The following is a 21,061-nucleotide window of genomic DNA, read 5'->3' as shown; positions in this document are numbered from 1 at the left end:
CCAACCCAACGCCCACCCCGATCCACCACGCCCCCGCCGAGAAAACAGCTGCCCACCGTCCCGGCCTAGCCCAACCTCACCAAGAACGCAGCTGACCGCCGCCACACCAACGCCCAGCCCCCACGACACGCCGACCCACCGCCCGCGCCCACCGCAGTCGCCCGCCGCACGCCGACCCACCACCCGCGCCCCGCCACAGTCGCCCGCCGCACGCCGACCCACCACCCGCGCCCCGCCACAGTCGCCCGCCGCACGCCGACCCACCACCCGCGCCCCGCCACAGTCGCCCGCCGCACGCCGACCCACCACCCGCACCCCACCACAGTCGCCCGCCGCACGCCGACCCACCACCCGCACCCCACCACAGTCGCCCGGCGCAGTCCCCGCGATCGCGGGCCGCCCCCTCGCTAATTCCCCCGGAATGCCGAGAGGTCGCCGCCCTTGGGCCGCGCGTCCCAATCCTCGTCCGTCGTCTCGGTGACCGGCGAGGAGTTGGCCTGCACCGCGTCCGCACCGACGGGCCAGAGCTTGCCGTCCAACAGGAACGCGTAGGGCCGGTTCGGGGCGTGCACGGCCGGCGTGCCGGCCTTGATCAACGCCACGACGGGCAGCGAGTCGAGCCCTGGCACCGGCTTGTCCAGGACCTTCACGGCGATCTGGGCCGACACCGACCGCCGTTCGATCTTGACCAGCCGGTCGCCGAACACCATGACGATCATGCGGTCGGGCGACGGCATGGCCACACCCTCGGCGGTGGCCAGGGTTTTGCAGCCGTCGGCATTGGTGATGTCGATGCCGAACAGGCGCAGGTCGGTGGGCCCATGACCGGCGTCGCCGGTGGCCCGTACGACGTCGAGCGGCACTCGCCCGCACGGATCCTCGGCCGACGCGGGTGCATGCCCATCGGCCCGGCGAACGAGCCCGGGACCTTCCTTCCACGCCCCGCCGAGCGCCACGTCCTGGTACGGGTGCGTGGTGAAGTCCTTGTCCCAGAACGAGATCACCGTGCCCTTGCCATCGACCTCGTGGGCGATGGCGAAGGCGTTCAACGCGTCGACCCACATCCAGTCGGCACTGAAGGCATTGGCCACGGATAGCGAACGCTGGGCCTTCGTGCCGGGAACGTCCCGAAAACCGTTGGGGGTCAACGCTTGCACGGACGCGGCGAAGGTCGGGTCGGGCGAGCGGAGCACGAACTGCGCGGCCCCGGCGGTATTGGCGGCGAGGCCGGTGGTGTCGGTGAACATCAGGTAGAACCAGCCGTCGAGATGCAGCACGGACGGCTGGCCGACGCCGTATTTGTTGGGCCGCAGCTTGTCCATCGACGGCGACACGATCGGGTCGGGCCGGCGCTGCCAGTGCACGCCGTCGCCGCTGACGGCCAGACCGATGGAGTTGACCAGGTCGTCCCCGTCGCTCGCCGCGCCGGTGTAGTACATGTAGTAGACACCGTTGATCTTGATGACCGACGGGTCGCAGGTGTGCTCGCCGTCGAATCCGGTGCCGGAACCGTGCAGCACGGCGGTTCCCCAGGGAAACGCCGTGGTCAGACTGTCGGCGGAGGAGGTCAGCACGTCGTCGCCGGGCACCCCGACGTCCGGCAGCTGACTGCACCACCAGATCCGGTACCGGCCGCCGTCGAACATCGCGGTCGGCGCGTAGTTGTACGGCGCCTCCGGGCCGCCGGACACCAGCGTGCCGGCCGGCGGCCTGGGCCGATCGGTGCGTAACGGCGCCTCGGCCGCGTCGGCCGGCGGCTGGTCCGCCCGCTTCTGCACGGCTGTCGGCCCGGTCGTGGACGGCGTGGTGATGCCCTCGGCACTGCCGCACGCCGTGAGCACGACGGCCAGCGTCAGGCAGCCGAAAGTGGCCCTGATGGGTCTCGGCATGCCGGCGCTTCCTCCACGATCGAGTGACGGCGAATCCCGGCCAGTGTAGGGAATCCGGTCACCCGTGTGGGTTACCTGTGGTCAGCCACCCAGCGCAGGGCCAGCTTGTAGCCGTCCACGCCGAGTCCGGCGATCACGCCGTCGGCCACCGCGGAGATCACGCTGTGGTGGCGGAACTCCTCGCGCTTGTGGATGTTGCTGATGTGCACCTCGACCAGCTTCGAGGTCAGCTGCGAGCAGGCGTCCCGGATGGCGATCGAGTAGTGCGTCCACGCCGCCCCGTTGAGCACCACCGGGATCTCGGCGTCGGCGGCCTCGTGCAGCCAGCCGATCATCTCGCCCTCGGAATCGGTCTGCCGCACCTCGACGTCCAGGCCGTACTCCTTGCCCGCGGCCACGCACAGCTCGACCAGGTCGGCGTGCGTGGTCGAGCCGTAGATCAGCGGCTCCCGCGCGCCCAGCCGGCCGAGGTTGGGGCCGTTGAGAACGAAAACCCGGCTCACAGCAACACCTTTCCGCTCGACGGCTCCTCGCCGGCGATGACCGAGTAGGCGGCGGCGATCAGGCTCGGGTCGGGGCCTTCCAGCCGGCCCGGCTTGGCCAGGCCGTCCAGCACCACGAACCGCAGCACGCCGGCACGGGTCTTCTTGTCGTTGCGCATGCCCTCCATGAGCTGCGGCAACGCCCCCGGCTCGTAGTTCACCGGCAGGCCGAGCGAGGTCAACACCGAGCGGTGCCGGTCGGCCGTCGCGTCGTCCAGCCGGCCGGCCAGCCGGGCCAGCTCGGCCGCGAAGACCAGGCCGACGCTGACCGCCGCGCCGTGACGCCAGCGGTAGCGCTCACGGCGCTCGATCGCGTGGCCCAGCGTGTGGCCGTAGTTGAGGAACTCCCGCTGCCCGGCCTCACGCAGGTCGCTCGACACCACGCTCGCCTTGTACTGGATGGCCCGGGTGACCAGCTCGCCGATGACCTCGCCGGCCGGATCGACCGCGGCCTTCGGGTCGGCCTCGATCAGCTCCAGGATCCGAGGGTCGTTGAGGAACCCGGCCTTGACCACCTCGGCCATGCCGGCGACCAGCTCGTTGGCCGGCAGCGTCTCCAGCGTGGCCAGGTCGACCAGCACGGCCGTGGGCTCGTGGAACACCCCGACCAGGTTCTTGCCGGCGTCGGTGTTGATGCCGGCCTTGCCGCCGACCGCCGCGTCCACCATGCCCAGCAGCGTGGTCGGCACGTGCACGACCTTCACGCCGCGCAGCCACGTGCCGGCGACGAAGCCGGCCAGGTCGGTCACCGCGCCGCCGCCGAGGCCGATCACCGCACCCGTGCGGTCGAGACCGATCCGGCCCAGCACCTCCCAGGCGAAACCGGCCACCGCCAGCGCCTTGCCGTCCTCGGCGTCCGGGATCTCCACCCGGTGCGCGTCGATGCCGGCGGCCGCCAGCTCATCCCGCACGGCCTCGGCCGTCGCGGTCAGCGTGGGCTGGTGCAGGATCGCCACCGTCGGCACGCCCTTGAGCGTGTCGACCAGGTCGCCGAGCAGGCCCCGCCCGACGATGACGTCGTAGGGGCGCTCCGCGGCCACGTGGATGCGGGTCGGGTCGGACATCAGCTTCCTTCGGTGAGTGCTTTGACGACCTCGTCGACGATGCCCGCGGGCTCGTGCTTGTCGGTGTCGATCTCGACGGTGGCGACCTCGCGGTACAGCGGCAGCCGGGCGTCCAGCAGCGCGCGGAACGTGGCCCGGGGGTTCACACCGGCCAGCAGCGGGCGCGCCGTGGACAGGCCGGTGCGGCGCACGCCCTCGGCCATGCCGACGTTGAGGAAGACGACCGTGTGCTCGGCCAGCAGCTTGCGGGTCGACTCGGCCAACACTGCGCCGCCGCCCAGCGCCAGCACGCCGTCGTGCTCCAGCAGCGCGCGGGCCACCGCCTCGCCCTCGATGCGCCGGAACTCCGCCTCGCCGTCATCGGTGAAGATGTCGGCGATCGGCTTGCCGGCCAGCTCGACGATGTCTGCGTCGACGTCACGGAACGGCACGCCCAGCTTGTCCGCCAACAGCTCGCCGACGGTGGTCTTGCCCGCGCCCGGCGGGCCGACCACCACTGCTTTCGGACTCACCAGCGGTCCTGCAGCGACTTCAGGTAGCCCTCGACGTTGTGCCGGGTCTCGGCCAGCGAGTCGCCGCCGAACTTCTCCAGCAGCGCGTCGGCCAGCACCAGCGCCACCACCGACTCCACGACCACGCCGGCCCGCGGCACCGCGCAGATGTCCGAGCGCTGGTGGATGGCCACCGCCGCCTCGCCCGTCTCCACGTCGACCGTGGCCAGCGCGCGCGGCACCGTCGAAATGGGCTTCATCGCCACGCGCACGCGCAGCGGCTCGCCGTTGGTGATGCCGCCCTCAAGGCCGCCGGCCCGGTTCGACCGCCGCGTGACGCCGGTGATGCCGGGGCCGCGGTCGATCTCGTCGTGGGCCTGGCTGCCGCGGCGGTGCGCGGTGGTGAAGCCGTCGCCGATCTCCACGCCCTTCATGGCCTGGATACCCATCAGCGCGCCGGCCAGCCGCGCGTCGAGGCGGCGGTCCCAGTGCACGTGCGAGCCCAGGCCCGGCGGCAGGCCGTAGACGATGGCCTCGATCACGCCGCCCAGCGTGTCGCCGTCCTTCTTGGCCGCCTCGACCTCGGCCACCATGGCCTCGGTGCCGGCCGCGTCGAAGGCCCGCACCGGGTTCTCGTCGATCGCGGCCAGGTCCTCCGGCTTGGGCAGCGGGGCGTCCGGCGAGCACTCCGCGGCGCCGATGGACACCACGTGGCTGACGATCTCGGCGCCCAGCACCTGGCGCAGCAGGTTGCGGGCCACCGTGCCCAGCGCCACCCGCTCGGCCGTCTCGCGGGCGCTCGCCCGCTCCAGCACCGGCCGGGCCTCGTCGAAGCCGTACTTCTGCATGCCCGGCAGGTCGGCGTGGCCGGGACGCGGCCGGGTCAGCGGCGCGTTGCGGGCGGACCCCTCCAGCTCGGCCGGGTCGACCGGGTCGGCGGCCATCACCTTCTGCCACTTCGGCCATTCGGCGTTGTCGATGTGCACGGCGATCGGCCCGCCCTGGGACAGGCCGTGGCGCACACCGCCGAGGAACTCGACCTTGTCCGTCTCGAAGTCCATCCGCGGGCTGCGGCCGAAGCCCAGCCGCCGACGGGCCAGTTGCACCGAGAGGTCCTCGGTGGTGACGGACACTCCGGCGATCATGCCCTCAAGGACACCGACCAGCGCGGGTCCGTGCGATTCTCCAGCGGTGATCCAGCGCAGCACCCCTGGATCCTTTCACATCCGGCTCGGGCGCCGCTGCAAATCACCTCGGACCGCCGTGACCGCCGGTGTCATCGTCCACATGGGACAGCTCGGCGGCCCTCCCGTTCGGGAGGGCCGCCGTCGCTGGTGGCTCAGCGCTGCCAGGTGAACAGCGTGTCACCGGCCTCGACCGGGCCGGGCTCGCGCACGTCGACCAGGTTCTCCGCGGTCGCGTCCAGTGCCACGACCGGGCAGATCGGCGAGCGGCCGCCGTCCTCGATCGCCTTCGGGTCCCAGCCGATCACCGGCTGGCCGGCCTTGACCGAGTCGCCCTTGGCCACGTGCAGCGTAAAACCCTCGCCCTTGAGCTTGACCGTGTCGATGCCCAGGTGCACCAGCACCGCCGGGCCCTCCGCGGTCGCGACCACGAACGCGTGCGGGTGCAGCGTGACGACCGTGCCGTCCACCGGGGACACCGCGTCACCGGCGGTGAGCTCCGGGTGCACGGCCAGGCCGGGGCCGACCATCGCCTGCGCGAACACCGGGTCCGGAACCTCGGTGATCGGCGCGAGCACACCCTTGACGGGGCTCAGGACTTTGACACTCACAGCAGGTCCTCGATGTCGGAGGCGATCGTGTCCGCCTCGGGGCCGACGATGATCTGGACCACGGAACCCGCGCGGATGACGCCGTGCGCGCCGATCTTCTTGAGCGCGGCCTCGTCCACCTTGGACCCGTCCTCGAGCTCGCAGCGCAGCCGCGTGATGCACGGCTCGATCTCGATGATGTTGTCAGCGCCGCCGATCGCGGCGATGATCTGCGCCGCCCTGTCGTCTGCCATCTCGTCGCCTGCTCTCACTAGTCGGTTTTGGACACGACTTCCGCCAGTCTCACCCGAGTCGGCCGGATGGTCGCCGCCAGCAGCACGAACTCGTAACGGCGGTTGACACCCGGTCGCCCGGCGGCGCATCCTCCCCGCACCACTGGTCTAGACCGGAACGTACCAATGTTCGCGGCGAGGATCGACAGGTGGGGCCGAATCGAGACCGTCAGGGAGGTGCCATGGCCGTGTTCGACGGTGTTTCGGGCACCGGTGACCGGATCGTCGACGGCCCCAAGCCCAAGCATGCCCAGCTGCGGGAAATCCTGCGCAAGCTGGCCCAGCAGGACCTGCCGCCCGGCTCCCCCATCCCGTCCGAACGCGACCTGGCCGAGCAGTACGGCGTGTCGCGGCTCACGGTGCGGGCCGCGGTCGGCCAGCTGGTCGCCGAAGGCCTGCTGGCCAGGGCGCGTGGCCGTGGCACGTTCACCGCGCAGCGGCGGATGGAGGCCCAGCTCTATCTGGAGTCCTTCACCGACGACATGCGGCGGCGTGGGCACGAGCCCGGCACCGAGGTGCTGTCCTGCGCCCACGAGGTGCCGCCGCCCGCGGCGGCCGCCGCGCTGGGGCTGGAGTCCACCGACTCGGCGTACCGACTGTTCCGGCTGCGCCGGGCCGACGGCACGCCGCTGGCGGTCGAACGCGGCTGGTACAACGCCGGCCGGCTGTCCGGCCTGCTCGACCTCGACCTGACCCGGTCGCTGTACACGCTGATGGCCGAGCATTTCGGCGTGCAGCTCAGCCACGGCCGGCAGACGGTGTGGGCCGAGGCGGCCGACCGCGAGACCGCTCGTCTGCTGGGGGTTCGCACCGGTTCGCCGGTGCTGGTGTTCCGACGGATCTCGACCGCCGACGGCGAGGCCATCGAGGACATGACGTCCTGGTACCGGGGCGACCTCTACCAGGTAACCATGCAATTGGACCGGGGCGACCCGGGTTCCGGTCCGCTTTCCGCCCACGGAGGAAACCGATGAGTGCCAGCGCCCCCACGGTGGCCGGCGGCAACAAGGGTCTGGCCGGGCTGCAACGCCTCGGCCGGAGCCTGATGCTGCCGATCGCGACGCTGCCCGCCGCCGGCTTGTTGCTGCGGCTCGGTCAGGACGACCTGCTCGGTAGCTTCAAGAACGACTTCATGCAGAAGGTCGCGGCGATCTTCGCCGCGGCGGGCGGTGGGTTGTTCAACTACCTGCCCCTGCTGTTCGCGGTCGGCATCGCGATCGGCTTCGCCCGCAAGGGCGACGGCTCCACCGCCGTCGCGGCGGTCGTCGGTTTTGTGGTGTTCACCCAGGTCGTCCAGGTGTTCGCGCCGGTGCAGGCCAAGAAGGTCGGTGACGCCCCGATCCCGCCCGGCGGCTGGCCGTACGGCGTGCTCGCCGGCATCCTGGTCGGCATCGTGTCGGCCCTGATGTGGCAGCGCTTCTACCGCACGAAGCTCCCCCCGTACCTGGCCTTCTTCGGTGGTCGCCGGTTCGTGCCGATCGTCAACTCGCTGGTCATGATCGTGCTGGGCATCATCTTCGGCCTGCTGTACCCGATCTTCAACAGCGGCCTGACCGCGTTCGGCAACTTCGTCTCGAACAACCCGATCGTCGGCGGCGGCATCTACGGTGTGGTCAACCGCCTGCTGATCCCGTTCGGTCTGCACAACGTCATCAACTCCGTGGTGTGGTTCCTCAGCGGCCACTTCACCGGCGCCGACGGCAAGGAGGTCACGGGCGACCTGACCCGCTTCTTCGCCCACGACCCGAGCGCCGGCGGCTACATGACCGGCTTCTTCCCGATCTTCATGTTCGCCCTGCCGGCGGCCGCGCTGGCCATCTGGCAGACCGCGAAGCCGTCCCAGAAGAAGATCGTCGGCGGCATCATGATCTCGGCCGCGCTGACCGCGTTCCTGACCGGTGTGACCGAGCCGATCGAGTTCTCGTTCATGTTCGTGGCGTGGCCGCTGTACATCATCCACGCCATCCTGACCGGCACCTCGCTGGCCATCGTGAACGCGCTGGGCATCCATGACGGCTTCTCGTTCTCGGCCGGTGCCATCGACTTCGTCATCAACTGGGGCATCGCCCAGAAGCCCTGGCTGTTGTTGATCATCGGCGTGATCTACGGCCTGATCTACTACTTCGCGTTCCGCTTCGTGATCATCAAGTGGAACCTCCGCACCCCGGGTCGTGAGGACGACGCCGACGAGCAGATCGCCGAGGGCGGCTCCGTGCCCGAGACGACCAGCTCCCGCAACCAGTCCAGCTAGGACTCTCCCGGGTCCGCCACACCGCACGAAAGGGAAAGACCATGCCGGAACTTCGGGTCACCGTGGCCAGCAAGGTGGGTTTGCACGCTCGGCCGGCCGCTCTGCTGGCCAAGGCTGCCGCCGGGCAGGCCGTGCCCGTCTCCATCCGCAAGGAGGGTGGCGAGCAGGTCGACGCCGCCAGCGTGCTGGGCCTGATGACGCTGGGCGCGATGCACGGTGACGAGGTGATCCTGTCCGCCGAAGGAGCCGGTGCGGACCAGGCCCTTGAGACGGTCGCGGCGCTCATCGCCACCGACCACGACGAGGCCTGAGCCCTTCGCTCTACCAGGGCCGCACGTGACCACTCCCCGGTCACGTGCGGCCCTTGCGTGCGCCCCCACTCAACGTCACATGCGGTCCGGATGTGCCCTATAGAGGCAACAACGACGCTCATGTGACATTTCGACAGCGGGCGTGCGGCGGCTGGGGCTTGTGCGCTGTCGCACCACAAGAAGAAGCCCCGCCCGGGAAATCCCGGGCGGGGCAACCACTTCCTACCCAAGCATCACTTCAACAGCGGCGACAGCGCGGAGATGAGCGCGTGGCTGTCGGAGTCCTGGCTGATCTCCCACGCCATCGCCCCGCGCAGCCCCCAGCCCTTGATGAGCGTGGTGCGCTCGGCAACGGACTTGGGGTCCGAGTAGGCGATCACGGTCGGAACCGTTGCCACGTAAGGAGCGGCGCAGGTCCCGTCGGCGGCGAAGGTCGAGCACAGGTTGTGCACGCCGGCCGGGTTGAACAGCCAGGGCTCGCCGGACTGAACGTCCCAGTTGGCCGTGTAGCCACCAGCACCGACGATCTTGGCGGTGTCGACGAGGTCGTGGTACGTCGGCTGCGGCTTCTGGTCGGGCACCAGGCTGTTGGGGTCGAGGCCGCTGTTGTCGGACTTCTCCCACAGGCCGCTCGACCGCAGGTACTGGTTGCCGTAGAAGGGAACGCCGACGACGATCTTGTTCGGCGGGATGCCGGCGGCCAGGTAGTACTGGACCGTGCCCACGGTGTTCCACGACGGGTCCGCGGCGTTGGGGTCGCGGAAGCTGTGCGTGAACAGGGTGTCGGGCGCGGCGACGCCACCACTGGGGATGTTGTAGTCGTAGGTCATGACGTTGACCCAGTTCATCGGCGCGATCGCCGCGTTGAGCTCCCAGTAGTCACCGGCCTTGGAGGTGGCCGGGAACGCCGCCGTGAGCAGGTGGTCCGCGCCGAGCTGGCGACGGAACTCCTGCATGAGCAGCGTGGCGTTGTGCTTGTCGGCGGGCCCGGCATCCGGGTTGCCGCCGGCGAACTGGGTCGGGTACTCCCAGTCGATGTCGATGCCGTCGAACACGCCCTTGGCCGCACCCGGGGCCAGGCCCGGGATGTTGCCGTTGATGAAAGTGTCCACACAGGACTTCACGAAGTCCTGGCGGCGCTGCGCGGTCGCCGCGACGTCACTGAAATACGTGGACTTCGTCCAGCCGCCGAGGGAGATCTCCACCTTGAGACCGGGGTGGGCCTTCTTCAGCTTGAGCAGCTGGTTGAAGTTGCCGAACAGCGGCTGCCCGGCGACATCGCCGACGCCGTCGACGGCCAGCGACGCGTCGATCGGCCGCTGGTAGTCGGCCCACGGGTCCAGGATCGAGCACCCGACGGCGCCGGTGGCCTGGTCGAACGTGGGCGCGCCGAACGCGTACTGGATGACGTTCAGCTTGTCGGCCGGGATGTCCTTGACGTTGTAGGCCCGTCCGTAGACGTCCCAGTCGGCGAAGTAGGCCGACACGACGCGGCCGTCGTCCTGTCGGGGGTGGTGGTTGGCAGTCGCGGCCACGGCCGGAACCGCCAGCAACGGGCCGGCCATCGCGATCACGGCCGCCGCGACGGCGACCCTGCCTCTGGTGCGGGGCATGTCCAGCTCCCTGGTTGGTCTACACCAATTGGTGGCCACACCCTCCGCCCGGCGATCACGCAAGTCAAGAGGCCGCATGGGTCGGAAGCCAACCGTCCCAAGGGAGTTGCCCAAGTGACTGCACTTCCGGTCACGCAAAGCGACGCCCGGGCTAACTACCCGTGTCTGTCCACAAGCACCGGATCGAAAGCCACATGCGCTTCCTATGTGGCATCAGATGCCACATAGGAAGCGCATGTGGGGACCTAGACGGGGAGCTGGAGCTCGGTGGCGGTGGCGGAACGCAGGGCCACCCGCATCGCCTCACGGGGAGCGTCCTGGCCGGTGAACCAACGAACCTGCGCGAAAGCCTGGTGCAGCAGCATGTCCAACCCGGTGACGAGCCGGGTGCGCTGCTTCTGCGCCGCCAAAGCCAAGGGCGTCGGCCACGGGTGGTAGATGACGTCGAAAACGCAGCCGGCCCGGACGATGTCCGAGGCAACCGCTTCAACGGCCCCGGTCGGCACGGTGCTGACGACCAGATCCGCCTCGCCGCACAAAGCGGCGAAATCGGCCGTGTCCCAGCGGATCAGGTCGACGTCGAGCCCGACGCGCGAGGCGCAGGCCAACGCCTCATCGGCCCGAGCGGGGTCCCGCACGACGATCGTGGCGGCGGGGATCTTGAAGGCCTCCAACGCGGTCAGCGCGGCGGTCGCGGTCCCGCCGGCCCCGAGCACCACGGCCCGGCCACCGTCGGGCACTCCCCCGGCGGCGGTCAGCGACCCCACGATGCCCTCGACGTCCGTGCAGTCGGCCAGCCAACCGCCGTCACGAGGCACCAAGGTGTTCGCGGCACCGACGAGCTCGGCGACGCGGGTCAGCTCGGTGGCGTACGCCAACGCGGCCCGCTTGCCGGGCATGGTCACGGCCAGCCCGGCCCACTCCGGCCCGAGCCCGTCGACGAACGCGGGCAGCTCCTCGGCGGTGCACAACACGCGCGAGAACGTCCAGTCGAGCCCCAGCTCCCGATACGCCGCGCCGTGCAGCACCGGCGACAGCGAATGCTCGATCGGCGAGCCTAAGACCGCCGCCTGCCGTGACCCCACCTAGAACACTCCCGCCGCTTGGGCCTTGTGGGCGTTCTCGTCCTGCTCGGCCTGGGTGACGGCGAAACAGGAGTTGCCGTCCTTGTCGCACTTGACGAAGAACAGCCACGGGCCGTCGGCCGGCTTCTGCGCGGCGGCCAGCGCCTCCGGGCTCGGCGAGGAGATCGGCGTCGGCATGAGGCCGGTGTTCAGGTACGTGTTGTACGGCCCCGGCTTGGCCCGGTTCTCGTCGGACGTCCGGATCAACGGCTGGTCGAGCACGTAGTTGATGGTCGAGTCGTCGCCCATCGGGATGCCCTGGGCCAGCCGGTTGTAGATCACCCGCGACACCTTGGCGAAGTCCGAGGTGATGGCCTCGCGCTCGATCAGCGAGGCGATGACCAGGATCTGGTACGGCGACATACCGGTGTCCTGCGAGGTCTGCGGCAGCGTGGCCAGCTTGGCCCCGGACTGGGTCAGCATCGACCGCAGCAGCGTGACGGCGTCGGTGCCCGGCTTGACGTCGTACACGCCGGAGACCATCAGCCCCTCCAGCCGGTGCACGGGGTCGGCCTTGGCCACGGCCGGCGCGGCCCAGCTGGGGATGCCCAGCTTGGCCGGGTCGGCGGTCTGCGCGGCCTTCTTCACGTCGTCGGCCGACACGCAGCTCTTGGTGCCGTTGAGCGTCACGCAGCTGGCCGCGGCCAGCTGGGACAGGATGCCCGGCTTCACCGAGTTGTCGGGGTTCTTGGTGTCGTCGAGCTGCGTGCCCGCCTTGATCTGCACGTTGCCGACGCGGCTGGCCGGCGCGATCAGCCGGGTCACCGCCGCGTCGCCGGACATGTGCGTCTTCATCACGTAGAAACCGGGCTGCACGTTGCCGATCTCGGCGTTGCCGGCCGAGGCGTTCAGGAACGCCCGCACGGTCCGCACCACGTCCTGGGACTGGAGCATGTCGGCGATGTCCCGGGTGGTGGCGCCGTTGTCCACGCGCACCAGCACGTCCTGGTCGCCGTCGCCGCCGTAGTTGCCGTAACTGCCGATGCCCAGGTAGGAGCCGGCGCCGTAGTACGCGCCCCAGCCGCCGCCGATCAACACCACCAGCAGGATGGACAGCAGCACGACCTTGCGGCGTGGCTTGCGCTTCTTCCCGCGGCCGCCGGCGTCCTCGTCGCTCTCGAAGAGATCGAACCCGTCCTCGTGCTGCTCGACCTGGTCGTTCACGTCGTTCACGGCCTGCCCTCCCTGGCGAGTGCGGCGGCCCGCGCGTCCAGCCACGCCTGGAGGATCTCCACGGCGGCGGCCTGGTCGACGACGGCACGCTGCCGCCGACCACGCACGCCGGCATCGGCGAGCACCCTGGTCGCGGTGACCGTGGTCAGCCTCTCATCGGCTAGACGCACCGGCATGTCGAGCCGTTCAGCCAACTGGCCGGCGAACTCGGTGGCGATCTCGGCGGCCGTGCCGTGCTTGCCGGCCAGCGTCCGCGGCAGCCCGACGACCAGCTCCACGACCTCGTGCTCCCGAACCAGCGCCACCAGGGCATCCACGCTGCCGTCGCGCGGCAGCGTGACCAGCGGAGACGCCAGCATCGGCGACGGGTCGCTCAACGCGACGCCGACCCGAACGGAACCGACGTCGACGCCAAGGCGGCGGCCCGGCCCCGGCAGGAACTCCGGGACCGGCCGCCGCTTGTCCTTGCTACGAACCACGCTGAATCTCGGTCCGCAGGGCGGCGATGGCGTCGGGAATGCCACCCGGCTGGGTGCCGCCGCCCTGGGCCAGGTCGGGCTTGCCGCCGCCGCGGCCGCCGATGGCCGGGCCGAACACCGGCACGAGCTTGCCGGCGGCCAGGCCCTTGTCACGGCCGGCGGCCGTGGTGGCGACCACGAAGGCGACCTTGTCGCCGTCGGCCGAGAACAGGGCGACCACGCCCGGCTTGTCGCCGAGGCGGCCACGCACGTCCATGGCCAGGGCGCGCAGGTCGTTGCCGGAGACGCCGTCGGGGGCGGCGGCAGCCACCAGGAAGGTGCCGCCCAGGTTCTCGGCGCCGTCGGCCAGGGCGCCGCCCGAGGACAGCAGCTGGGCGCCGCGCAGCTTCTCCAGCTCCTTCTCGGCGGCCCGCAGCCGCTCGACGGTCTGCCCGATGCGCTCGGGCAGCTCCTCGGGCCGGGCCTTGAACTGCTCGGCCAGCTGCGACACCAGCACGTGCTCACGGGCCAGGAACCGGTAGGCGTCCAGGCCGACCAGGGCCTCGACCCGCCGCACGCCGGAGCCGATGGAGGCCTCGGACAGCAGCTTGATCACGCCGATCTCGCCGGAGCGGCCGACGTGGGTGCCGCCGCACAGCTCCTTGGAGTAGTCGCCGATGGTGACCACGCGGACCTGGTCGCCGTACTTCTCGCCGAACAGGGCCATGGCGCCGGACTTGCGGGCGGCGTCCATGGTCATGATCTCGGCCTGCACGTCGTAGTCGTGCAGCAGCACGTCGTTGACCTCGTCCTCGACGTCGGCCAGCACGCTGGCCGGCACGGCGCCGCCGGGCGAGGTGAAGTCGAAGCGCAGGCGACCAGGGGCATTGAGCGAGCCGGCCTGGGCGGCCGTCTCGCCGATGGCCTTGCGCACGCCGGCGTGCACCAGGTGGGTGGCCGAGTGCGAGCGGGCGATGGCGGTGCGCCGGGTGACGTCCACGTCGGCCTGCACGGCGGCGTCGAGCAGGATCTCGCCGGAGACGACCTTGCCGCGGTGCACGGTCAGGCCCGGCACCGGCGACTGCACGTCGTGCACCTCGACCACGGCGCCGTCGGCGACGATCCGGCCGGAGTCGGCCTGCTGGCCGCCGCCCTCGGCGTAGAACGGGGTGCGGTCCAGCACGACCTCGACCTCGGCGCCGGCCGGGGCGGCCGGCACGGACACGCCGCCGACCAGCAGGCCGACCACGCGGGCCTCGCTGCCCAGCTGGTTGTAGCCGAGGAAGTCGGTGCGCCCGTGGCCCTCGAGCACGGCCCGGTAGGCCGAGGCGTCGCCGTGGCCGGTCTTGCGGGCGGCGGCGTCGGCCTTGGCCCGCTGCCGCTGCTCGGCCATGAGGCGGCGGAAGCCCTCCTCGTCGACCTTGAGGCCCTGCTCGGCGGCCATCTCCAGGGTCAGGTCGATCGGGAAGCCGAACGTGTCGTGCAGCTGGAAGGCCTTGTCGCCGGACAGCGTGGCGCCGCCGGCCGACCGGGTCTCGTCGGCGGCCGTCTCGAACATCCTGGAGCCGGTGGTCAGGGTGGCCAGGAAGGCGTCCTCCTCGGCCCGGACCACGGCGTCCACCCGCTCGAAGCTGCTCACCAGGTCGGGGTAGGACTCGCCCATCTCGTCACGCACCACGGCGGCGAAGGCGCCCAGCACCGGCTCGGTGATGCCGAGCAGGCGGGACGAGCGCACGATGCGGCGCAGCAGGCGGCGCAGCACGTAGCCGCGGCCCTCGTTGCCCGGGCTCACGCCGTCGGAGACGATCATGATGCCGCTGCGGGCATGGTCGGCGATGACCCGGAACCGGACGTCGTCGACCTCGTTGTCGCCGTAGCGCTTGCCGGACAGCTGCTCGGCCTTGTTGATCACGGCCCGGATCAGGTCCGTCTCGTAGACGTTCTCCACGCCCTGAAGCAGCATGGCCACCCGCTCGACGCCCATGCCGGTGTCGATGTTCTTGGCCGGCAGCTCGCCGATCGGCTTGTGCCCGTACTTGGGGCTCTGCTCGCCGCGGACGTCCTGCATGAAGACCAGGTTCCAGATCTCCAGGTACCGGTCCTCGTCGGCGACCGGGCCGCCTTCCTTGCCGTACTCGGGGCCGCGGTCGAAGTAGATCTCCGAGCAGGGGCCGCCGGGGCCGGGCACGCCCATGTCCCAGTAGTTGTCGAGGCCGTCGCGGCGCTGGATGCGCTCCGGCGGCAGGCCGGCGATCTTCTGCCAGAGCTCGATGGCCTCGTCGTCGTCCTGGTAGACGGTGACCCAGATGCGGTTCGGGTCGAAGCCGTAGCCGCCGTCGTCCTGGGACCTGGTGATCAGCTCCCAGGCGAACCGGATGGCGCCGTCCTTGAAGTAGTCGCCGAACGAGAAGTTGCCGGCCATCTGGAAGAAGGTGAGGTGGCGGGTGGTCTTGCCGACCTCGTCGATGTCCGGGGTGCGGACGACCTTCTGCACGCTGGTGGCGCGCTGGTACGGGGCCGGGGCCTCGCCGAGGAAGTACGGCTTGAACGGCACCATGCCGGCGTTGACGAACAGCAACGTCGGGTCGTCCAGGATGAGCGAGGCACTGGGCACGACCGTATGGCCGTTGCGCTCGAAGTGCTCGCGGAAGCGCTTGATGATGTCGTGGGTCTGCACGGCTGTTTTCCTTGCGTGGTCAGGTGAAGGTGGGCGCGGACACGGCGGGCGGGAACTAGTTGCCGCCCGCCCTGCGCGCTCGCGCCTCGGCGCTACGCGAGTAGCTGTGACCGGTCTTCTCCTGCACCTCGCGGGCCAGTTCGTCCTCGCGCTCGCTCATGCCGGCCCGCACGTCGGCCCCGAAGGTGCCGATGGCGCCGGCCATCTCGCGCATGGCGTCGCCGAGGTTCTCGGCAACGCCGGCGGGGGTGGCCTTGAAGGTCATACCAGCGATTTTACGCGTGGCGACGACACCGGCGGCGACGCCGAGGCCGAGCCAGAACAGCCGCTTCATCATCGCCTCCCGCGCTTGGGTCGCCGGTTCTCCTTGGCCGCCGTCTTCGCGCGGCGGGCCCGTACAGCTTTGCTGATCCCGTAGGAAAGCGCAGCCGCTTTCACCAGCGGGCCGCCCAGGGTCGCGGTGAACAGCGACGTGAGCGCGGAGACGTTGCCGCTGACCGCCTTGGCGTTCGCGGTGATGCCGTCCACCCGCTCCAGCTGGGTGTTGACGTGGGTCAGCGTGGTGTTGGCCTCGACGAACAGCGGCTCGCTGTTCTCGTGCGCCTTGCGGATCGCCTTGGTCGCCTCGTCCAGCGTGCGCCCGAGCTTGACCAGCACGATCACCAACACGACCACCACCGCCAGCACGACGACGACGGCGGCCACCACCAGCGCGGTGATCCACTCCGGTGACACGGATCCTCCTAGGCGAGACGTGGGGTGGCGCTCACCATATCGCCGTGCCTTTGGACGACCCGCACCGACCAGCCCTTCCACCGCCAGAAGTTGATCTTGCCCACCCCGTTCCCCACCTGAGTGGCTCACTTGGCATTTTCGGGCCACGTGAGTGGCTCATTTGGCATTGGCGGCCAACTGAGCCACTCACGTGGGTCGCTCGGGCACTGTCGGGTTCAAATGAGCCACTCAGGTGGGGTCCAAGCGCAAATGAGCCACTCAGGTGGGGGTTAGGCCGTGGCGAGGAGGCGGGGGGCGGAGGCGTGGAAGCCGGTGGGGGCGACCTTGCCGGCGCAGCGGCTGGTGCCGGCGCGGTCCGCGGCCTCGCGACCGACGGTCACCTCGTACACCCCGAACGGGCAGCGAACTGTCACCGTACGGGTGTCGTCGGCGTTGAGACGCTCACCGGTGGCGACGGCGTCGTCGAGACCGCGCAGGTTGGCGTGCCGGCGGACGATGATCTCGGCGTACTGGGTCCACTGGGTCGGCGAAGCGGTCCGCCCGCGCAGCTGCTCCAGCTGCACCTGCCCCTTCAAGGCGTCCTTGGCCACCAGCACGGCCTCGGCCGGCGTGAGCTGCCCGTGCAGGAAACCGTCCGGCACGACCAGCAGATTGCCGGCCCAGCGGTCGCCGCCGACGTGGCTGACCTCCCACGACAGGCCGGGGTGGTTCTCGGCCAGCGCGGCGGCGACGGGCCGGCCGAGCACGGCGCAGCACATGTCCTTGGCCCCGTGGGTGCACGCCAGGAACAGCGGCCCGGCCACCGGCTCGCCGTGACCGGCCCGCCCATCCACGACGGCTTCGAGGTCGATGGCGGCCAGCTCGGACAGGTCGGACAGGTCGGTGATCGTCAGGCGCTCCAGCCAACGGGCCCCGGGCACACCGCTGGCGACGAAAACGGTTCGCGATGCCTGCTGGTCGCGCTGGTGGCGTCCCGGCGTGCGGATGAGCAGCGGGCGCAGGCCACGGGCCCGCAGCTGCTCCATCCGCCCGTCCGGGAACGCCTCGGTCAGCACGTTCTCCAGCGCGTCGGCCGGCCACGGCCCGGGCTGCTCGATGAGCAGCCACGAGGTCATCAGGGCCGCGGTCCCGGCCGGGTTGCCACCGAGCAGCCTGGTCACGAAGGCACAGCCTCGTGCAGCATCCTCGGAAGTTACCTTAGGCATACCTAATCTTACACAGTCACCGTGGCGACAGCACCCCGTGTGTGACCAACTCGCCCAACAAGGCCCGGACGGTACGCCGATCGAGTGTCGGGGCCGCCAGCTCGACCAAGGTCTTGACGGACAACGGTTGCGCGGGAAGCAAAGCCTCCAGCACCGGCGCCGCGGCAGCGGCGAAGACCAGGCGTTTTCCGGCCGCGGCGAGCGCGACCGTGCCGTTCCCGTGCTCCACGACCGCACGCGGCACGACCAGCAGCACCTCGGCCTCGTCACCCTCGGGCAGCAGGCCCGGGGTCGCGGTGAACGGCAGGCCGAGCCGGCTGTGCGCGGGCGCCTGGGCGTCGCGATCGGTCAGGAACCGGTCCACGACGTCGTCGGTGAGCCGCGCGACCAGCTGCTCGCGGATCTCCTTGGCCCGCTGCTGACGCTCCTCGGTCGACCCGAACCGCGGCAGGTCCTCGCGGAACACCTGCTCCACCCGCAGCTGGTCGGCCAGCCACGACACCAGGTCCACGCCGGTCGCCCGGTTGAAGCCGATGGTCAGGTGCAGCGACTGCTCCCCCACCGCCGACACGTCGTGCCAGTGCCCGCGGGGCAGGTAGAGCACGTCGCCGTCTTCCATCATGAAGTCGTCGATCGGCTCGCCCTCGGGGCGCTGCGGCAGCTCGGTGTCGCGCATCAGCGGGAACGGGCGGCTGACGCCGTGGATGCGCCAGCGCTTGCGGCCGGCGATCTGGATGATGAACGCGTCGTGGTCGTCCCAGTGCACGTCGAAGCCGTGCGTGGTGCCCCAGCCGGCGTACAGGTTGACCTGGATCTTCTCCCGCAGGTCGTGCTCGAGCCCGGCGGCCAGGTCGCCGACCGGCTCGAACATCTCCTGCACGGAGTCGAGCACCAGGGTGGCGCCGGCCCGCAGCTGCTCGGACAGCGGCGCGTTGAGCAGGCGCGGCACCTGCCCGTTGCGGCGGGTGTCGACCATCTCGGTGTACGTGTGCACCGGCACGACCGCGCCGTCCAGCGCCAGCCGCAGCCGCGGGAAGTCCAGCCGGTGCTGGCGCAGCGCGCGGTTGAGGTCCGCCCACGGCAGCAGCCGGGCGAACCGGCCGGCCTGTCCGGCGAACCGCCGGTGCGTCCGGCCCTGCACCGTGGCAAAGAACTGGCTGACCTCGATCGGTGCGACGAGGTCAGCCAGTTGAGGAATGCCGGTCACTCAGTCGTTGCCGTCGTTGTCGGCAACGGCGCCGTTGGCCTTGCCGCGGTCGACCGCGGCGTCCAGGGACTCGACGCTGATCAGCAGGCCGCTCTCCATCGACAAACCTCCCAGTTAGGGGACCCTGACCCGCCCCAACTTACGGGCTGGCGGCGGCGGGGTCATCGGTCAAAGGAGTGGTGCGGCGATCACTGCCAGCGATCAGTGGTCCACGTCGATTACCAGGCGATTCGGTCCCGTGAGGGGCGAAACGTGGATGGCGGCGGAGTGATCGAGGCCGATGCCGACGCTGAGCACCCGCTCGAAGTCGCCGGTGATGCCGACCGCGCGGACGTTGCTCAGCGTCGGGGTGGTGAACTTCCGGGAGCCGGAGTAGGTGCCGAAGCTGCTCGAGTTCTGGGCCACCAGCGAGATGTAGGTGTTGCCGGGCAGGCTGTAGGGCTTGCCGCTCGGGTCGGCCACCAGCTCGTCGACCTGCTCCCAGCTGGCGACCGGCAGCGAGTCGAAGTCCAGCTCGACCCGGTCGAACGTGGCGTTCGCCTGCACCTTGATGTCGGTCAGCTGCGGGCCGTCGACACCCTGCGTCGCCGCACCGGCCAGCGGTGCGGCGACGACCATCGCCAGGGCGGTGGCCAGCACGGCGGCCAGCGCCTTCGTCTTGATCATGGGTTGTGTTCCCCCCTGCGGTGTTGGCTGTACGCCTCGTCAACGCCAAGATCGTCGAGCGCGTTGCCTTCACCGGCAAGAAAACCGTGCGGCAGCTTCAGTGGTTGACGTCGATGACCACACGGTTGGGCGCGGTGAGGGTGAAGACGTGCACGGCGGCGGCGTGCCGCAGGCCGAGGCCGATGCTCAGCACCTTCTCGAAGTCGCCGATGACCGCGACCGCACGGACGTTGGTCAGCTGCGGCGTGGTGAAGGTCTGCGGGCCGGTGTAGGTGAGCTGGCCGCTGTCGGTGTGCTCGGTGGCGCCCTGCATGGCCAGCCGGCCGAAGGTGCAGCCGGGGATGTTCACCGGCAGGCCGCTCGGGTCGTAGTAGAGCTTGTCCTGCGGCGTGTAGGCGAAGCTGCTGGGCAGGTTCGTCACGTCGAGCACGACCCGGTCGTACGTGGGGTGCGCGCCGACGCGGATGTTGGTCAGGTACGCGGTGGTGTCGCTGGGCGCGGCGCCGGCCGACGGCACGAGCGCGAGCATCGCCAGCAGGGCGATGACCAGGGCGGCCAGCGACTTGGTTCTGTTCATGACCTCTCCCGACAAAAGGTGTGATACGTCACATCGAGGACGCGGCGGCAGGGCCGTCAGTTGCCCGGGTCGGCCAGGAATTTTCGAGCCAGTTCGACGGCGTGGTCCATGGCTTGATCAGCGGGAACGGCGATGTCCGGCACGACGCCGACACCCTCCCAGTTGGTGCCGGACCTCGGGTTGATCGCCCGCGCCTCGGGCACCGTGAGATAGAGGTGTTCGGCCAGCTCGTGCCAGTCGGTCGGGTGCGCGCCGCCGCGGGTGGTCTCGCCGACGAGGGTCGCCCGGCCGGTCTGCTGGAGGTCGTAGGCCAGCTCCTCGCCGCCGGAGAAGGTGAACGAGCTGGTCAGCACCCAGACCGGCTTCGTGCCGCCGAAGCGCCGGCCCGGCACGTAGGGCGGGGTCCAGAACTGGATGGTGAGGTCGTCCGGGCGGCTGTAGATGTCGTTGACGTGCTTGGACTCGTCGAACAGGTAGGCGCAGATCAGCGAGACCATGCCCGGGTCGCCGCCGCGGCACCGGCGCAGGTCGATGATCAGCGCGTCCGTGCCGGCGACCAGCGTCATCGCGGCGACGGCGAAGTCGCCGAACCGGCCGGCCTCCCGTAGCCAAGTGTTCTCGACGTAGCCGATGTTGCCGTCGAGGACCTCCACCTTGTCGAAGCCGTGGTGCTCGGTCGCCGCGCGGGGCCTGGGTTCCTCGTGCAGCAGGCGCAGATGCTTGTCCCCGTTGACCGACTGGAGATCGGCGGTGACCGCCGCGGCGAACTCGTCGATGTTCGCGAGGTGCTCGTAGTCGTTGCGCCGCAACACCTCCACCACCTTCTCGGCGATGTCCGGGAAGACGTAGTTGGCGGTGATCAGCGGGATCGAGGCGTCGATCAGCTCGCGGCGTGAGGTCATGGCGGCACGCTAGCTCCGTGGTCGGGCGGGTGTCCCGGCATTTGTCGCGCCTCGGTGTCGATGTCGTCGCCCCGAGGGGCAATCGGGTTTTACGGGCGTTTCCACCGGC

22 protein-coding genes are annotated in these 21,061 nt (G+C 70.4%); 3 read left to right on the top strand and 19 right to left on the bottom strand.

Going from position 1 to position 21,061, the window contains the following annotated elements; all coding sequences use genetic code 11:
- Window positions 1–407: 407 nt before the first annotated feature.
- The 7 genes from M3Q35_RS01670 to M3Q35_RS01640 form a co-directional block, all read right to left on the bottom strand.
- Window positions 408–1,889 carry a beta-xylosidase gene (locus M3Q35_RS01670; protein ID WP_273939782.1) on the bottom strand — a complete coding sequence of 494 codons (1,482 nt, stop codon included), beginning with the start codon at window positions 1,887–1,889 and terminating at the stop codon, window positions 408–410.
- A 71-nt stretch (window positions 1,890–1,960) separates the two neighbouring features.
- The gene (gene aroQ, locus M3Q35_RS01665) at window positions 1,961–2,392 is read right to left on the bottom strand and encodes a type II 3-dehydroquinate dehydratase (RefSeq protein ID WP_273939781.1); all 432 of its coding nucleotides are present in this window, start codon (window positions 2,390–2,392) and stop codon (window positions 1,961–1,963) included.
- Window positions 2,389–3,495 carry a 3-dehydroquinate synthase gene (aroB, locus tag M3Q35_RS01660; protein WP_273939780.1) on the bottom strand — a complete coding sequence of 369 codons (1,107 nt, stop codon included), beginning with the start codon at window positions 3,493–3,495 and terminating at the stop codon, window positions 2,389–2,391. Before aroB ends, aroQ begins: the two co-directional genes overlap by 4 nt.
- Window positions 3,495–4,007 (bottom strand): shikimate kinase, encoded by a 513-nt coding sequence (locus M3Q35_RS01655; protein ID WP_273939779.1) that lies wholly within the window; start codon window positions 4,005–4,007, stop codon window positions 3,495–3,497. The genes aroB and M3Q35_RS01655 overlap by 1 nt, the downstream gene beginning before the upstream one ends.
- Window positions 4,004–5,194: a chorismate synthase gene (gene aroC, locus M3Q35_RS01650; RefSeq protein ID WP_273939778.1), complete on the bottom strand. Its 1,191-nt coding sequence runs from the start codon at window positions 5,192–5,194 to the stop codon at window positions 4,004–4,006. Before aroC ends, M3Q35_RS01655 begins: the two co-directional genes overlap by 4 nt.
- A 131-nt stretch (window positions 5,195–5,325) precedes the next feature.
- Entirely contained in the window at window positions 5,326–5,781 is a 456-nt protein-coding gene (locus M3Q35_RS01645; protein ID WP_273939777.1) for a PTS sugar transporter subunit IIA, read from the bottom strand.
- Window positions 5,778–6,014, bottom strand: a complete 237-nt coding sequence (locus tag M3Q35_RS01640) for a PTS sugar transporter subunit IIB (protein WP_273939776.1) — start codon at window positions 6,012–6,014, stop codon at window positions 5,778–5,780. The genes M3Q35_RS01645 and M3Q35_RS01640 overlap by 4 nt, the downstream gene beginning before the upstream one ends.
- A gap of 221 nt (window positions 6,015–6,235) precedes the next feature.
- On the opposite strand from M3Q35_RS01640, the gene M3Q35_RS01635 reads away from it, so the two are divergent.
- From M3Q35_RS01635 to M3Q35_RS01625, 3 genes are read left to right on the top strand one after another with little or no spacing between them, the layout of a single operon-like run.
- Window positions 6,236–7,027 (top strand): GntR family transcriptional regulator, encoded by a 792-nt coding sequence (locus tag M3Q35_RS01635; protein ID WP_273939775.1) that lies wholly within the window; start codon window positions 6,236–6,238, stop codon window positions 7,025–7,027.
- Window positions 7,024–8,304 carry a PTS transporter subunit EIIC gene (locus M3Q35_RS01630; protein WP_273939774.1) on the top strand — a complete coding sequence of 427 codons (1,281 nt, stop codon included), beginning with the start codon at window positions 7,024–7,026 and terminating at the stop codon, window positions 8,302–8,304. Before M3Q35_RS01635 ends, M3Q35_RS01630 begins: the two co-directional genes overlap by 4 nt.
- Before the next feature lie 41 nt (window positions 8,305–8,345).
- Window positions 8,346–8,615, top strand: a complete 270-nt coding sequence (locus M3Q35_RS01625; RefSeq protein WP_273939773.1) for an HPr family phosphocarrier protein — start codon at window positions 8,346–8,348, stop codon at window positions 8,613–8,615.
- A gap of 233 nt (window positions 8,616–8,848) precedes the next feature.
- Here the strand turns inward: M3Q35_RS01625 and M3Q35_RS01620 are convergent, their stop codons facing one another.
- The 12 genes from M3Q35_RS01620 to M3Q35_RS01565 form a co-directional block, all read right to left on the bottom strand.
- A complete protein-coding gene (locus M3Q35_RS01620) occupies window positions 8,849–10,228 on the bottom strand; it encodes a glycoside hydrolase family 18 protein (RefSeq protein WP_273939772.1) in 1,380 nt (459 codons plus the stop codon).
- A 245-nt stretch (window positions 10,229–10,473) separates the two neighbouring features.
- Window positions 10,474–11,313 carry a shikimate dehydrogenase gene (locus M3Q35_RS01615; RefSeq protein ID WP_273939771.1) on the bottom strand — a complete coding sequence of 280 codons (840 nt, stop codon included), beginning with the start codon at window positions 11,311–11,313 and terminating at the stop codon, window positions 10,474–10,476.
- Complete coding sequence (gene mltG, locus M3Q35_RS01610) at window positions 11,314–12,525, bottom strand: endolytic transglycosylase MltG (protein WP_273939770.1); 1,212 nt, start codon at window positions 12,523–12,525, stop codon at window positions 11,314–11,316.
- A complete protein-coding gene (gene ruvX, locus M3Q35_RS01605; protein WP_273939769.1) occupies window positions 12,522–13,004 on the bottom strand; it encodes a Holliday junction resolvase RuvX in 483 nt (160 codons plus the stop codon). Before ruvX ends, mltG begins: the two co-directional genes overlap by 4 nt.
- Entirely contained in the window at window positions 12,994–15,660 is a 2,667-nt protein-coding gene (gene alaS, locus M3Q35_RS01600) for an alanine--tRNA ligase (RefSeq protein WP_273939768.1), read from the bottom strand. Before alaS ends, ruvX begins: the two co-directional genes overlap by 11 nt.
- Window positions 15,661–15,715: 55 nt before the next feature.
- Complete coding sequence (locus tag M3Q35_RS01595; protein ID WP_273939767.1) at window positions 15,716–15,994, bottom strand: hypothetical protein; 279 nt, start codon at window positions 15,992–15,994, stop codon at window positions 15,716–15,718.
- Entirely contained in the window at window positions 15,994–16,395 is a 402-nt protein-coding gene (locus M3Q35_RS01590; RefSeq protein WP_273939766.1) for a DUF948 domain-containing protein, read from the bottom strand. Before M3Q35_RS01590 ends, M3Q35_RS01595 begins: the two co-directional genes overlap by 1 nt.
- Window positions 16,396–16,664: 269 nt before the next feature.
- Window positions 16,665–17,555, bottom strand: a complete 891-nt coding sequence (locus M3Q35_RS01585; protein WP_273939765.1) for a sucrase ferredoxin — start codon at window positions 17,553–17,555, stop codon at window positions 16,665–16,667.
- A gap of 61 nt (window positions 17,556–17,616) precedes the next feature.
- Window positions 17,617–18,807 (bottom strand): cupin domain-containing protein, encoded by a 1,191-nt coding sequence (locus tag M3Q35_RS01580; RefSeq protein WP_273939764.1) that lies wholly within the window; start codon window positions 18,805–18,807, stop codon window positions 17,617–17,619.
- 201 nt (window positions 18,808–19,008) lie between these two features.
- Window positions 19,009–19,473, bottom strand: a complete 465-nt coding sequence (locus tag M3Q35_RS01575; protein ID WP_273939763.1) for an AMIN-like domain-containing (lipo)protein — start codon at window positions 19,471–19,473, stop codon at window positions 19,009–19,011.
- A gap of 97 nt (window positions 19,474–19,570) precedes the next feature.
- Entirely contained in the window at window positions 19,571–20,050 is a 480-nt protein-coding gene (locus M3Q35_RS01570; RefSeq protein WP_273939762.1) for an AMIN-like domain-containing (lipo)protein, read from the bottom strand.
- 56 nt (window positions 20,051–20,106) lie between these two features.
- Entirely contained in the window at window positions 20,107–20,952 is an 846-nt protein-coding gene (locus tag M3Q35_RS01565; protein ID WP_273939761.1) for a S41 family peptidase, read from the bottom strand.
- Between the last annotated feature and the right edge of the window lie 109 nt (window positions 20,953–21,061).

It is taken from the genome of Kutzneria chonburiensis (assembly GCF_028622115.1).
Classification (GTDB): domain Bacteria; phylum Actinomycetota; class Actinomycetes; order Mycobacteriales; family Pseudonocardiaceae; genus Kutzneria; species Kutzneria chonburiensis.
The sequence above is the reverse complement of the archived record's forward strand: the minus strand, read 5'-3'. Positions and strand labels throughout refer to the sequence as shown.

What these genes read in the sequence shown, in the direction of transcription:
- M3Q35_RS01570 (WP_273939762.1), bottom strand. Translation starts at nt 20,050, where the DNA reads ATGAACAGAACCAAGTCGCTGGCCGCCCTGGTCATCGCCCTGCTGGCG.
- M3Q35_RS01640 (WP_273939776.1), bottom strand. Translation starts at nt 6,014, where the DNA reads ATGGCAGACGACAGGGCGGCGCAGATCATCGCCGCGATCGGCGGCGCT.
- M3Q35_RS01575 (WP_273939763.1), bottom strand. Translation starts at nt 19,473, where the DNA reads ATGATCAAGACGAAGGCGCTGGCCGCCGTGCTGGCCACCGCCCTGGCG.
- M3Q35_RS01630 (WP_273939774.1), top strand. Translation starts at nt 7,024, where the DNA reads ATGAGTGCCAGCGCCCCCACGGTGGCCGGCGGCAACAAGGGTCTGGCC.
- M3Q35_RS01625 (WP_273939773.1), top strand. Translation starts at nt 8,346, where the DNA reads ATGCCGGAACTTCGGGTCACCGTGGCCAGCAAGGTGGGTTTGCACGCT.
- M3Q35_RS01670 (WP_273939782.1), bottom strand. Translation starts at nt 1,889, where the DNA reads ATGCCGAGACCCATCAGGGCCACTTTCGGCTGCCTGACGCTGGCCGTC.
- aroB (WP_273939780.1), bottom strand. Translation starts at nt 3,495, where the DNA reads ATGTCCGACCCGACCCGCATCCACGTGGCCGCGGAGCGCCCCTACGAC.
- M3Q35_RS01595 (WP_273939767.1), bottom strand. Translation starts at nt 15,994, where the DNA reads ATGAAGCGGCTGTTCTGGCTCGGCCTCGGCGTCGCCGCCGGTGTCGTC.
- M3Q35_RS01565 (WP_273939761.1), bottom strand. Translation starts at nt 20,952, where the DNA reads ATGACCTCACGCCGCGAGCTGATCGACGCCTCGATCCCGCTGATCACC.
- M3Q35_RS01620 (WP_273939772.1), bottom strand. Translation starts at nt 10,228, where the DNA reads ATGCCCCGCACCAGAGGCAGGGTCGCCGTCGCGGCGGCCGTGATCGCG.
- M3Q35_RS01635 (WP_273939775.1), top strand. Translation starts at nt 6,236, where the DNA reads ATGGCCGTGTTCGACGGTGTTTCGGGCACCGGTGACCGGATCGTCGAC.